This is a genomic window from Citrobacter sp. wls708, from assembly GCF_005281255.1.
In the GTDB taxonomy this organism is placed as follows: Bacteria; Pseudomonadota; Gammaproteobacteria; order Enterobacterales; family Enterobacteriaceae; genus Citrobacter; species Citrobacter werkmanii.
This window is the reverse complement of the sequence record NZ_SZXE01000021.1, coordinates 1-13778: the sequence shown is the minus strand read 5'-3', so window position 1 is coordinate 13778 and position 13778 is coordinate 1. Positions and strand designations below refer to the sequence as shown.

Here is a 13778-nt window from a genome sequence, read left to right as displayed (position 1 = left end):
TCAAGATGATGACGATTGCGCAGGCCGGTTAGGGGGTCGTACAGCGCTTTCTCCAGCAACGCATCGCGCAGGCGTTGGTTGGCTAATGCCAGACCGAGTGCTTCTGCCATCAGTTCCAGGTAGGCGCGAGATGAGGTGGAATCCTCGCTGAGATTCTGGAATGAGAGCAGGCCGATGGCTTCACCCTGGGCAATCAGCGGCACGCATAAGGTATGCCGCTGGCACGATTCTGGCAGATGGTAGCAGGCGATATCCGGTTCGTCTTGTACCGGTGGATGGCTCTGGCCGCGGCGTACCGCCCAGCATTCGTCCGGGTGAAACGCATCGGCTTTACCCTCTGGTGAGAGCCACTGCGCAACGCAGCGCATCTGCCAGGGCTCCCGATCCAGTATGTACAGTCGGCCGGCGATACCTGGAGCAATATTCGGCGCGAACAGTTCCGCCACATTAATAACATCGGCAAAACTTTCGCACCCCTGCAGACGCTGCGTCATGCGCGCCAGTAGTTCGCGGATCCCCCAGTCGGCGTCTCTCTCTTTCTCCAGCCGCTGACGGGCCAGCCCGTTCTCGCGAAAAATCCGGATCGCCTGGGCCATATCGCCAATTTCATCGATCTGGTTAAAGCTGGGTGTCTCGACAGCATAATCTTGCGATGCCAGACGGTTAACTACATCGCTCAAACGCACCACCGGGCGCAACACACGGCGCTTCAATATAAACCCAAGAACGAACAAAAATAGCAGCGCCGTAAGACCGACCATCACTTCAGAGGCTGTGCGCAGTGTACGTGACGCCTGAGTGGCATCTTCAATGGCATTGAGTACACGGTTGTCGAGCAACTGGCGGAAATGGTCTATCCGGTCCTGTGCCCGCTCCAGTTCCTGTTCATAGGTTTTGCTGAAGAGCAGGGCAATCGCTTGTGTGTGTTCTCCCCGCGCGACGCTGGCCAGCGCTGCAGTTTGTTCGTCCTGCAGAGCATCAACAATCTGCAATCCTTCATGCAATAGCGCCAGTTCTTCACCTGTCGCTCCGGCATCTTTCAACGCTGCCAGGCGATGCTCAACGGCTTTCAGTGACGCCTCTTTCTGACGATAGTTGTTCAAAGCATCAGGGTCTTTACTGACCACGTAGAGACGCGCCATATCAGACAGCGACCAGGCGTCGAGTTCCACTTCTTCGGTCAGTTGGTCAAATTTATAACGTTGTTCCACCACCTGGCGTTCGGTGTTATCGGCGTTGGACGCCATCAGCATGACAACGCCGGAGGCGATGGTCAGGCATACCGTCGCGCTGTAGGCCCAGTTGGTGATTGTGGCTATTCGCACTGATTAGTTCCTTCTGCGACGATTAATCAATTAGCATGATTGAAATTATAGGAAACGTATGATTTTGCGTGAAAATAAAAAAGGCGGCTCTGGGCCGCCTTCTGTTATCGTCCTGACATCATAAATCTGGAGGATTTTTTCCTTCTTCCATAAAGGCTTCGTCGATACCTTCCACGTTACCGGCATGATCGCGCCCGGAAAACAGGTTCCAGCAGGTAATGAACAGCGCGGCGATCAGCGGGCCAATCACAAACCCGTTAATGCCGTAAATCTCCATCCCGCCGAGGGTGGTTATCAGAATCAGGTAGTCCGGCATTTTGGTGTCTTTTCCTACCAAAAGCGGGCGCAGGATGTTGTCCACCAGACCGACGATAATCACGAAGAACCCGACGATAAACAGCCCTTGCCAAAGTTGGTGCGTAGCGAAGAGGAATATGGCTGCGGGTACCCAGACGATTGCCGAGCCGACGGCAGGCACCAGAGAGAGAAACGCCATTAATGCGCCCCACAGAACGCTGCCGTCGATATCCACAATCGCAAACGCGATTCCGCCAAGAATCCCCTGAACTAAAGCCACAACTGCTGTGCCCTTGACGGTTGCGCGCGTTACACCGACAAATTTGGCGAACAAATGCTGTTTGGCAAAATCAGAAAGTGGTAATGAGTCCAGAATCTGGCGTACCAGATAAGGTCCATCTTTTAACAAGAAAAACAGCAGATACAGCATGATGCCAAAGCTGATGGCAAAGCCGAATGTCCCTTTACCGATCAGGAACGCGCTGCCCGCAAGGTACTGGCCGCCTTGCAACACAATGTCGGACAGCTTTTTCTGGATTTCTGCAACATTATCCAGATTGTGTTCTGCGAGGAATCCTCGCGCCCAGCCAGGAAGATACGAAAGAATAGAGGTGACGACTTCGGGAAACTGCGTGTCGTTTTGTTGCAGTTTGTTGTAAACCACATTGAGTTCAATGGCCAGCGATGACAGGATCACCATGAGTGGGATAAAGACAATTAAACAGATAATGGCGATGGTTATTAACGATGCCAGCCCGTTGCGTTCGCCAAGTGCGCTGCGCAACCTGTTTTTTACCGGGTTAAAAATAGTCGTTAAGATCGCGGCCCACAAAATGGCGGAAAAGTAGGGGGACAGCACGTCGAAGAACGCCCAGGTAACGAGGGCAAGTATGAAAATGAAGAAACCTTTGGTCAGTCCGTTAAATCGCATCGGTGAATCCTGTAATGAGAAGCAGTCCCGACTATAGAACCGTTCTGAGGATTTACCAACTTTTGCTGAAGATCTCTGCTCAATACTTGCGGATACCGACTCACGTAAGCTCAGAGAGGAGAGAATACCGTTGTCCGTCGAACCGATAAGAATGGTGTTCTTTACGCCGTGTCGTGACCCGTTTTATCCTCGTATTGTTTGCGGTACTGTAAAGGAGATTGTCCCATCATTTTTTTAAAACAGGTAATGAAATAGGTCATTTCCGTAAAACCCACATGCTCGGCAATCTCTGTCACGTTCAGCGATGAGTAGCGCAATAAATCACAGCTTTTTTTAATCCTGCGGGTCAGTATATATTCCTGGATCCCGCCACCGGTTTGTTGACGGAAAATCCGCGAGGTATAGCTGCGTGAAAAGCCAACATCTGCGGCTAATTCATCAAGTGAAAACTTTTGCTGATAATGCTCTTCTACCCACTGCATAATGCGGGCCGCCACGGTCTGCTGTTGATGCACCACACTCTGCGGTTGCAGGGGAAGAAAGTCCAGAAGTTGCATTACCAGAAAAGCAACATCGCTAGCTGATTGATACCCGTTGCCCTTAAGTGATTCAAACCGATCGAGGATATAGGCAATATAGTCCGCATGTTCACTGAGATCGTGAATTTGTGCCGGAGCATGGGTACCAGAGAGTGCTGCAAATTGAGCCTGGTGGCGGGGAAACATCTGCAAGGCACTGATTATTTCGTTGTGCTCAATATGCATAGCCGTACGATAAGACGGGTTGTTCGGTGCAACATCAACCTGTACCTTATGCAAGCGAAACGGTGGGAAAATAAATAGTCTGCCCGGCTTCGCTGTATAGTGTTGTTTATCAACGACGACTATCCCGTAACCTTTTGAAATATATAAAAACTCAATGCATTGATGCCAATGGTAATAATGAACACTCGCGCCCATTGGACGCTGAAAAGAAATCACTTCATTCCCCATCGCAATTCTTTCTAGTTTTTGTGGATCGTTCATTTTTTACCATGACAACAGAATTAAGTTTTACTGCTATATATTAAAGATATTGCTGAATATCGGTCCAAAAATCTAATCAAACTTAAAAATCGAACTGTTTTTGTGAACATGCTCACGCTGCCGTAGGAAACAAAAAGACTAATCTCCGTCCGTCAGCACCTGGTTGTCGGCTGAAACCTTGAGTCTATAAATACTTCATAAGAGGTAGTGGATTATGATTGCAATTAAACCTTCGGTTTTTTTATTTATACTTATCATTGTCGAGATAATGCTGGAGCCGCATCATGAACGCGATTGCCCCGACTCGCTTAGCGCAGCTCAAAATGAGCAGCTTTATTTTTCTCTATTTCTTTACCTGGTCATCCAGCTTCGGCTTATATGCATTATGGCTGAGTCAAAAAGTTGGTCTTGATAGCGTAACAATTGGTACAGTATTCGCGGTTAATGGTGTGTTTGCCGTGGTTATGAAACCAGTATATGGTTACATCATGGATAAAATAGGCATGAGCAAATGGCTTCTCTATTTTGTCTGCGCCACTTCGGCATTAATGGCACCGTTTTTTGTGGTTATTTATAAGCCTTTATTGCTGAGTCATACGATGTTCGGCATTATTATTGGTGCATTCTATTTAAGCCTGGGATGGTATGCGGGAGTGGCAGCCGCTGAATCCTATGCCGATCGTTTCAGTCGCCTTTACGGCCTGGAGTTTGGCCGTATCCGAATGTGGGGATCGCTCGGCTGGGCGCTGGCGGCTTCGGTTTCCGGCGTATTATTCAACTATACTCCAATCGCTAACTTTATACTGAGCAGTACCACATCCGTAGTCATGCTGGTGGTGTTGTTGAGCCTGAAAATTGGTGATGAGCAGTTACGAAATAACTCGGTTATCTCAGAAAATAAAATTGTCTTTGCCGATGTCATTGCGCTGATGCAGAACCGTAAATTCTGGATGTTTAGTCTGTATGTCGCAGGTGTCGCGTGGATGATGTTTGTAGCAGAACAGCAATTTCCTCGTTACTTTGTTTCTTTCTTTGCCACCAAAGAGCAGGGCAATGCCTGGTATGGTTACCTGGGGACGCTCCAGGCTGGAATTGAATTCCTGATGATGATGTTTATTCCCACGCTGGTTAACTATTATGGTGCCAAGAAGGGGTTGCTGCTGTGCGGGCTAGTCGTGGGGCTTCGTCTGATTCTTTCTGGTTTAACCGTCGACCCAATTATGATTTCAATTATTAAACCATTTTACGGTGTGGAAATAGCGTTACTGCTAATTTCTGTATTTAAATATATCGCCGAACACTTTCATAAACGCGTTAACGCCACCATGTATTTGCTGGGTTATCAGGCAATGGTATATGTCGGTTCTGTTGTCGTGGCGCCACCAGCGGGGTATTTATACGATAAAATAGGTTTTGCACAAACCTTTTTAATTATGGGTGTTTGTGCACTGCTGTTCACGCTAATTTCCGCTTTCACGCTTTCTTGTAGCCATGCGGGAAACAAGATATTAGCGCCGCGCGCTGATATGTTGCGTTCTCAGACTATTAAAACATCGAAATAGTAATAACAGGATAATTTATGATTGCTAATAAAACGGCCAATGTCGTTACTGAACCCCTGCGCGTGTCAGACGCAGCCCCAGTTGACCGTCAGGCATTGAAAAAAGAGTTAGATAATGCAATACCGTATATTTCGTCACGAATTGATCGAACGTTATATGCTCTTGGCAATAAATTTCCCAATGAGGCCTGTGAAGGAGGGAAATGGCAACCCGCTGAAAATAACCAATGGACAAACAGTTTCTGGACAGGGCAGCTTTGGCTATTGTGGGAGATGACCGGTGATAGCAAATACCGTCAGGCTGCTGAGCGATTCATTACTTCATTCGCTCATCGTCTGGTTAACCGTATTGAAACAGATACCCATGACCTCGGCTTTCTTTATTCATTGTCGTGTGTAAACGCATGGCAACTGACAGGTAACGCAGCCGCACGCGATATCGCTCTGCATGCGGCTGAAATGATGATGCAACGCTATAACCCAACAGCAGGTATTATCCAGGCATGGGGAGATCTGACAGATCCAGAGCAGCAGGGACGAATGATTATAGACTGTAATATGAACCTTCCACTGCTCTATTGGGCAAGCGAGCAGACGGGGAATCGGGTCTTTGCTGACGCGGCCTTATCCCATGCCATGCAGGCTGCGAAATATATCGTACGGCCCGATGCATCGACGTATCACACCTACTATATGGATGTTGTGACAGGTGAGCCGCGGTTTGGCAATACGCACCAGGGACACAGCGATAGCTCATGCTGGGCACGTGGTCAGGCGTGGGGGATTTATGGATTCATGCTTAGCTATCTGTATACGGGGAAATCTGAGTTCGTCAGCCTGACCCGCAGCCTGAGTCATTACTTTATTAACCGCCTGCCTGAGGACTCAATTTGTCACTGGGATCTGGCTTTGAATAACACAGATGCCGTGCGCGATAGTTCCGCAGCAGCCATCGCTGCCTGTGGTCTGCTGGAGTTGGCGAAAGCATTACCGGCGACAGATGCGGGTAGGATGCAGTATGAAGAAGTGGCTTTGCGGATTGTGCAATCGCTGACTAAGCGCTATCTCTCTACAAATGAATCGGAATGTGAAGGGTTACTGATGCACTCGGTTTATCATATGCCAGCTGGTAAAGGTGTTGATGAATGTTGTTCCTGGGGAGACTATTTTTATCTTGAAGCGTTAACTCGTGTGCGCCAGTGCTGGACGCCTTATTGGTAGAGACAATTATCTCTAAGCGTATGAAATATTTAAAGTGGGGCAACAGTGTTGTTGCCCCACTTTAGCGGCCAGGGATATCCGTTCAGATTTAGCCGTGTCTGATTTTCCCATCAATTCCCGGTTGAGGTTTACCAAACAGATATCCTTGTGCGAAATCACAGCCCAGTGCCTGAAGTTTTTCCAGTTGTTCTTGCGTTTCAACGCCTTCTGCAACAGCCTTCATATTAAGGGATTTCGCCATGCCTGTAATGAGTTTGATAATATTAAGGGCATCGTCCTGGGTAGACAGTGAATGTACAAAGGACTTATCTATTTTTATTTTATCGAAGGCCAGCCGGCTCAACCGGGAAAGAGAAGAATACCCGGTACCAAAATCATCGATGGAGATTTTCACGCCCAGCGCCCTGAGTTTATTCAGCGTATTCATCGGTGTATTACTCTCAGTAAAGATGGAGGATTCAGTGACCTCCAGTTCAAGGCGTTGAGCGGGGAGTCCTGTTTCTTTCAGAATAGTCAGCACTATTCCGGCAAAGGCTTTGCTGCTTAGCTGTACCGGCGAGACATTGACTGAAATTTTGGCCGGAATCGTCCAGGAAGCCGCTTCCGTACAGGCAATTTCCAGCACAAATTTTCCCATCTCGTTAATCATGCCTGTTTTTTCCGCAACAGGAATAAAGCTATCCGGCGACAGGAGGCCCTTTAGAGGGTGAACCCAACGAATAAGGGCTTCATAGCTGTAAATTTCCCGGCTGAAAGAATCCACAATAGGCTGATAATAAACCACGAATTCTTTATTCACTATGGCCATCGCCATATCATGCTCAAGCGTTCTGCTTTCTTGCAGCTTTTCTAACATCCATTGCCGGAAGACTTTTATCTTACCTGAACCTTCATTTTTGGCTTCATACAGGGCCAGATCTGCAAATTTATAAAGATAATCGGAGCGGCGTTCTGTTTCTGATATAACAATCCCAACACAGGTAGTTATGTTTATAATTGTGTTATAAATCGTGTAGGGTTGGCTGATAAAATCGCATATCTTTTGGGCGCGCGAAACGGCCTGGCTCTCTGTCAGACCACTTGAGAGAAACGCAAACTCATCTCCACCTAAGCGATACAGCGTATCTGAAGTGTGGCTCATTGAAATCAGACGGTCCGATATCTGGCGTAATAAAATATCACCGGCATCATGACCATAGGTATCATTTACCTCTTTGAATCGGTCTAAATCAAACAGCATCACAGTCACGGAATCGTTGTTTTTTTCTGCCATCTCGATTGTTTGATTTAAATTCCCCCAGAAGAATTGGCGGTTATTCATATCAGTAAGCGAGTCATGGTAGACGTCATATTCCAGTTTTGCATTCTGGATTTGCAACTTTTCTTTAGAACTCTGAAGTTCTTCAGCGAGACTCTTTACCTGAAGATGCGCTCGCAGAATATTTCTGTTCTGAAAGAATATCAGTACACCCAGTATCGCACTCAGTATGATCAGCAGAACAGAGGTTGCCGAGTAAATATAGTACAGCGTTTGAATTTTAAGGTTGGCGTTATTGATCGAGTTAACATCCTTATTTAACGCACCGGATGAAAGGCGGCCAAGTTGCGAATCCAGCGTATGCATTTTTTTCAGGTATGCCTGGAGTTCTGAACGGTTCATTTTCTCGAGGTTAACGTCCAGATAGTTAAGCGTATTTTCAAGTTTTAACGCCAGTTCACTGTGCGCCTGATTGCTCGCTATATAGTGCCCTAAATCACCTTCTTTTATCAAATCACTCTGGCTAAGCATAATGTCGAGGCGCAGGCGTACCTCATCGAGGCCCGTCGTTTCATCGATAGTGTAAAGACCAAGCAATGATTCGAATCGGTAATATTGCGATACCATTTGCGCAGCGGACCATGAATCGGTGTAATGCGTTAATTTCTGTAACTCTTGCTGCCTTTCATGCACCAGGAAGGAAATATACCCAGTAGATATAAAAAGAAAAAATATGATGCCAGCCAGTATTCTGTTCATGATGTTCCTCTGAACGCTTACTCAATATCCATTCTACTGACCTGCCATGCTGACCTTGAGTAATAAATCTGATTATTCAGTTCAGATATGCTGTCATAGGGATACACAATGAATAACGGCCCTTTATCACGGATTTGCATATATTTTCCGTTGATTTTTAAAGCAAGAATGACATTGTACTTCTTGAAATCATTGAGAGGGATAACGGTGGTGTAGTCATTGAGCGCAGTAACTTTTACAACCGTACCTTTCGCCCCAACAAAATCCATGAGCTTTTGTAGTGGAATACCCGTAAAAGTCGTGCGTCCATTATACCAGGGAGAAGTGGTTTGAAAACTTACCATGCCCAGTTTCTCGAGGCTGGCGGTATCAAAAGTGGCTTTCCCGTCTTCATTTGTATTTTCTATATTACCGGACACGGTTAAAAGGACTTTGCCCGTAGGTTTGGAAAGTTCACCCGCCCAGAGCTGTGTGGAGACGACCAAGCTTAACAACATGACAAATAACCGCATTCTGACCTCACCTGACTTCCGGATGTAAAAAGATTATAATTTAGATATTATGCTATTTATATATACTGTATGGACATTATTTTACAGTACGCCTTTTTGTTTTTTAACTTAATGAAATCAGTGGGTTAGTGTGGGGCCATTTTATGCATTGATTAAGTAAGGCTGATGCTGTCATTTAAAGTACCGCTAAAATTTACCCCGTCTGTATAAAAATAAGCTATCAATTCAGTCAGCGCAAATAAATACCTACGAATGCCAAGGTTTATTTTTTGCAGTCATAAGGTGACGTTTTTTCGTTGGATGATAATTTCTGGCTGTAAAGCAGCCCCGTAAGTGGGCTTGCTGCGTGCCAGCAATGATTGACAGGCAAGTTGAGGCAGTTATGCCTGTCTGAATCAGCTTAATCGCGCATGTGTGCCGACTGGCGCGCATACAGGTAAGCGGTGGCTCGCGACACGCCTAAATGCTGCGCGACGGTATCCATTGATTTTCGTACGTTCAGCAAACCTTCTTTACGGAGTTGTTGAATCAATAACTTACGGTCTTCAGGTTTGAGCGCGCGCGCCGTGGTCGCGCGTTTAGCGGCAAAGTCATCAATACGCTGGCGAATAACTTCATTACTACCGGGATCGATATGTTCTTTTATGGGGGAGTCTTCGGTTTCAGTAAATTGTGCAAGCGCGCTCTGTATACCCCGAAACAACGTCATATCAACATTAAGGCACAGCGCCGCGACGTATTTACCGTCCTCATCCTTGATACCAATGGAAGTGCTTTTTACCGGACGACCATCAGCAAACTGATTGCTGTAGTTGGCGATGATGCTGGGAAAGTCTGGTGATGCTATGCGCGCCAGACCCAGTTCTGTTGCTGGTTGGCCTGGTTTACGTCCGGAAAGATTATTATGGATGGCCAAAATGGCATGTTCAGGTTTTTTGAGGTCGTGAACAACCACTTCACAAAAGGGAGAAAAGGTCTCGCTTAACCCTCTGGCGATAGTATCAAGTTGGCTGAGAAGCGAGTTATTGTCGGTTTTTGGCATGCCAGTCTCCTGCAGTGGTGCCTTTTGCCACGATGATGAGCAGTTTACAGTGAGCAGGGCTCGCTTTTCCAGACGGGAATGTACAGACAGGAATAAGGTATCTGCATGGCAGATACCTTGCTTATCATCCAGCCAGCAATTCACCATAGCGGCTGATGTCCACGTTTCCACCGCTGATAATAATGCCGATTTTCTTACCCTGAAGTTCAGATTTACGTGCTCTGGCGGCGGCAAAACCCAGACAGCCAGTTGGCTCTACGACGATTTTCATTCGTTCTGCGATAAATTTCATCGCGGTGACTAATTCAGTATCTGAGACAGTCAGAATATCGTTCACGTTTTGCTGAATAATCGCAAACGTATACTGCCCAAGGTGTTGAGTCTGAGCGCCATCGGCTATGGTTTTCGGTGTATCAATATGAACAATGTTGCCGCTGCGAAACGACTGCTGACCGTCATTGCCTGCCTCAGGTTCTACGCCATAGACCACACAGTCAGGGGAAAGATGCCTCGCTGCCAGTGCGGAACCGGATAGCAGGCCGCCGCCACCCAGACATACGAAAAGGACGTCTAACGGTCCCACTTCCTCAATCAACTCTTTCGTTGCGGTGCCCTGGCCCGCAATAACGTGCGGATGATCGTAAGGAGGGATCAGCGTCAGCCCTTGTTTCTCAGCCAGGTCCTGACCAATTTTTTCTCTGTCTTCAGTATAGCGATCGTAAATCACTACATTTCCGCCATACCCTTTGGTCGCGGCAACTTTGGCAGCCGGGGCATCATGCGGCATGATAATTGTCGCCGGAATCCCCAATAATTTTGCCGACAAGGCTATGGCTTGCGCATGATTCCCCGAAGAAAAGGTCACGACGCCCGCAGCCCGTTGTTGTGGCGTGAACTGGCGTAGCGCATTCATAGCGCCGCGAAATTTGAACGCGCCCATTCTCTGGAAGTTTTCGCATTTAAAGAAGACTTCAGCGCCAAATTCTTCATTAACCGTGCGGGACGTCATTACCGGCGTTTTGTTGGCATAATTTGCGATGCGCTCTGCCGCAGCGACAATATCGTTATAATCAGGCAGTGTCATATCAGTCATTTTTATTCACCTGTATACAGTTTAAAATCAGGCCTGTGGGGCCAAAGCAATCGCTTCGATTTCTACGGCAAAACCGTAATGAAGTTCGGCAACGCCAGCGACAGCACGGGCAGGGCGAAAATCACCGATCCACTCACCATAGATCCTGTTAAATGTCGGCCACTGGTTGATATCCGTCACATAGACACGCACTGAAACCAGATGTTGCCGCGAGACTCCAGCACCAGCCAGACAGGCATCGACATTTTGTAAGGCCAGTCTGGTTTGTTCTTCAAAAGACGCATCGGCTTTTTTTTCGCCATCCAGGGTGACTGGCAGTTGCCCGGAAATGAACACAAAACCACCTGCCGTTGTACTGTGCGAGTAATGACCCGCCGGGGGGAAACTTCCTGGTGAAGCATTGAGCGTAATGTCTGGGGACATAAGCGATCTCCTGTGTTTTTGGTAATTCAATTTGTATAAAATAATACTGTTTGTATTATTTATACGCCTTCATGCTCCGGTCGGCTAGTGATAGTTTTCATGGGCGTTGATTTTGTGAACTAAAACAAACGTGACACACGCTATATAGCGGATGTTGGGATATGAGTGAGGGAAAAACTGGGGGAGGAGGTATCGCCCCAGAACGGGGCGTTTAAGCCAATAACGTTAGCCAATATGACCGTGGTTAATCTTACTCAATGGCTCATTGATATCGAAGATTTTGAAAAACACTTCTTCCACACCCAGATGTTTCAGGCGGGCAGTATGTTTTTTGATATAAGCCTGTGCGGAGTCTTGATCCTGAAACAGATAGATGCCGCCAGCTTCATGATTGGCTTCGTTCTCGGTCCAGATTTTCCAGATAAAGCCCGGCTCCTGATTGATGGATTCGGCCAGTTCGACAAGTTGTTGCGACATCTTGGCGCCAAACGGACCATGAAAATTAAAGTGAATCTGCACCAGTTTGTTCGACATATATCCTCCCTGGATTGGGTTGTGTAACGGATAAGAGGGTTAGCGTAGCAGCACTTTACCCGTCAGGTAAGTTGTTGCCTGCCCGCCAATATAAACGCGAGAGTCCGCCAATTGACAGCGTAAATCTCCCCCGCGTTCAGATACCTGACGCGCCAACATTTCTGTTTTATTCAGTTTTGCGGCCCAGTAAGGAATGAGCATGCTATGCGCCGAACCCGTGACGGGATCTTCTGCGACGGCCTCGCCCGGGCAGAAGAAACGGCTGACAAAATCATATTCCCCGTCGCCAGGCGCGGTAATACAAACCATTTTGCCTAGTGGAACCATGGCGTGGATATTCGGACGTACAGCCTCGACCTGGTGCTGATCCTCCAACACCACCATGTAATCGCGCCCCACGCGAACTTCTTTATATTCTGCGATGCCTAACGCTTCCAGCAGTAAGGCGGGCGGTACGACAGGCTCGCTTTGCCAGGCAGGAAAATCAAGCGTCAGCCATTCACCGCTGCGTGTGACCATCAGCGGACCTACAAATCGGGTGGCAAAATGGATCGTCGTGTCCGGGTAATCCAGATGTTCGAAAATCACATGCGCCGCGGCAAGCGTGGCATGCCCACAGAGATTAATTTCTCCCTGCGTGGTAAACCAACGTAGCTCAAAGCCATTATCATTGGCGACAAAGAAAGCGGTTTCCGACTGGTTATGCTGCTGCGCCATTTTTAATAATGTTTCATCGGGCAGCCAGTCCGTGAGGGGACATACAGCGGCGGCATTACCTGCAAACGTCGTGGTGCTAAAGGCGTCTACCATATAAAAATCGATTTGTTGCACTGTGTAACCCTCTCTTTGCACTCGGGATAACCTCCACTCTACCATGTAATGATTGCCATTAGTTACGCGGGTCGATTCGCCAGTGCAGTGAAAATTCGTTATCATCCGTGACCACATTCCATCCTGGCCGTCTGATGTCTACAATCCTTGATACCTTTATTGCCCCGACTTGTCATGACCAGATAGAGATTCTCTATCAGGACGAGCATCTGGTGCTTATCAATAAACCCACAGGGCTGCTTAGCTTGTCGGGGAAAAATCCGCAGAATCTCGATTCGGTACATCACCGGCTGGTACAGATTTATCCCGGTTGCACGTTGGTCCATCGGCTTGATTTCGGCACCTCCGGGCTGATGGTGGTGGCACGTAACAAGGGTATTAACGCCGCGCTGTGCCAGCAGTTTAGTCAGCGCATGGTGACGAAGGTATACAGCGCGCTGTTATGCGGGCATTTGGAAAACAATGCAGGGGTTATCGACGCAGCGATTAGCAAAGATCCGGCGCGGTTTCCGCTGATGACGATTTGCGCCGTTAACGGCAAGCCCGCGCGTTCGCGCTATCAGGTTGTTGAGCGTTTTCTCCAGCGCCAGAAGGACGGGGGATTACTCCCCTTAACGCGGGTACAACTGACGCCTGAAACCGGGCGTACCCATCAACTCCGGATCCACTGTCAGCAGTTGGGACATCCTATTTTGGGGTGCGATTTGTATGGTGGGCGTTTGCTGCCAGGCACTGAACTCACCCCGCGACTGATGCTGCATGCCAGCGCATTGCGTTTCAGGCATCCTGTCAGCGAACAGTGGGTGCATGCCGAAAACGCCAGTCCCTTTTGAAGGCGTAAAAAAGCCGCCTGACGGCGCAATACCGTTCAATTAAGTATGTATGGTGAACATGTGATTCGTGATCAGGATTCCGTTCACCTCAGCCGTATCACTTCTCTAAAGCACAGATACCCGTGAACGTGCA

13 protein-coding genes are annotated in these 13778 nt (G+C 47.9%); 3 read left to right on the top strand and 10 right to left on the bottom strand.

What is annotated here, in order from left to right:
• The 3 genes from FDW97_RS15565 to FDW97_RS15555 form a co-directional block, all read right to left on the bottom strand.
• The coding region (locus tag FDW97_RS15565) for a HAMP domain-containing protein (protein WP_137351283.1) at positions 1-1325 on the bottom strand (1325 nt) is incomplete at its 3' end.
• Between the two features lie 118 nt (positions 1326-1443).
• On the bottom strand, positions 1444-2553 hold the full coding sequence (locus tag FDW97_RS15560; protein ID WP_069324210.1) for an AI-2E family transporter: 1110 nt from the start codon (positions 2551-2553) through the stop codon (positions 1444-1446).
• A 161-nt stretch (positions 2554-2714) separates the two neighbouring features.
• A complete protein-coding gene (locus FDW97_RS15555; protein WP_137351282.1) occupies positions 2715-3578 on the bottom strand; it encodes an AraC family transcriptional regulator in 864 nt (287 codons plus the stop codon).
• A gap of 284 nt (positions 3579-3862) precedes the next feature.
• Between FDW97_RS15555 and FDW97_RS15550 the strand changes: the two genes are divergently transcribed.
• Together FDW97_RS15550 and FDW97_RS15545 are read left to right on the top strand one after the other, a co-directional pair.
• Positions 3863-5140 (top strand): oligosaccharide MFS transporter, encoded by a 1278-nt coding sequence (locus FDW97_RS15550; protein WP_137351281.1) that lies wholly within the window; start codon positions 3863-3865, stop codon positions 5138-5140.
• A gap of 17 nt (positions 5141-5157) precedes the next feature.
• Entirely contained in the window at positions 5158-6360 is a 1203-nt protein-coding gene (locus FDW97_RS15545; RefSeq protein ID WP_085049413.1) for a glycoside hydrolase family 88 protein, read from the top strand.
• 88 nt (positions 6361-6448) lie between these two features.
• Here FDW97_RS15545 and FDW97_RS15540 read toward each other — a convergent pair whose 3' ends face one another.
• The 7 genes from FDW97_RS15540 to FDW97_RS15510 form a co-directional block, all read right to left on the bottom strand.
• The gene (locus tag FDW97_RS15540; protein ID WP_121529001.1) at positions 6449-8377 is read right to left on the bottom strand and encodes a bifunctional diguanylate cyclase/phosphodiesterase; all 1929 of its coding nucleotides are present in this window, start codon (positions 8375-8377) and stop codon (positions 6449-6451) included.
• A gap of 17 nt (positions 8378-8394) precedes the next feature.
• On the bottom strand, positions 8395-8889 hold the full coding sequence (locus tag FDW97_RS15535) for a molybdopterin-dependent oxidoreductase (protein WP_038640347.1): 495 nt from the start codon (positions 8887-8889) through the stop codon (positions 8395-8397).
• Between the two features lie 400 nt (positions 8890-9289).
• Entirely contained in the window at positions 9290-9931 is a 642-nt protein-coding gene (locus FDW97_RS15530) for a transcriptional regulator (RefSeq protein ID WP_085049411.1), read from the bottom strand.
• A 124-nt stretch (positions 9932-10055) separates the two neighbouring features.
• Entirely contained in the window at positions 10056-11024 is a 969-nt protein-coding gene (locus FDW97_RS15525; protein WP_038640351.1) for a threo-3-hydroxy-L-aspartate ammonia-lyase, read from the bottom strand.
• Positions 11025-11051: 27 nt separating this feature from the next.
• Positions 11052-11447: a RidA family protein gene (locus FDW97_RS15520; RefSeq protein ID WP_137351280.1), complete on the bottom strand. Its 396-nt coding sequence runs from the start codon at positions 11445-11447 to the stop codon at positions 11052-11054.
• 225 nt (positions 11448-11672) lie between these two features.
• Positions 11673-11981 (bottom strand): monooxygenase, encoded by a 309-nt coding sequence (locus FDW97_RS15515; RefSeq protein WP_137351279.1) that lies wholly within the window; start codon positions 11979-11981, stop codon positions 11673-11675.
• A gap of 39 nt (positions 11982-12020) precedes the next feature.
• Positions 12021-12812, bottom strand: a complete 792-nt coding sequence (locus FDW97_RS15510) for a PhzF family phenazine biosynthesis protein (RefSeq protein ID WP_087856342.1) — start codon at positions 12810-12812, stop codon at positions 12021-12023.
• Positions 12813-12946: 134 nt separating this feature from the next.
• On the opposite strand from FDW97_RS15510, the gene FDW97_RS15505 reads away from it, so the two are divergent.
• A complete protein-coding gene (locus FDW97_RS15505; protein WP_137351278.1) occupies positions 12947-13645 on the top strand; it encodes an RluA family pseudouridine synthase in 699 nt (232 codons plus the stop codon).
• Positions 13646-13778 lie beyond the last annotated feature (133 nt).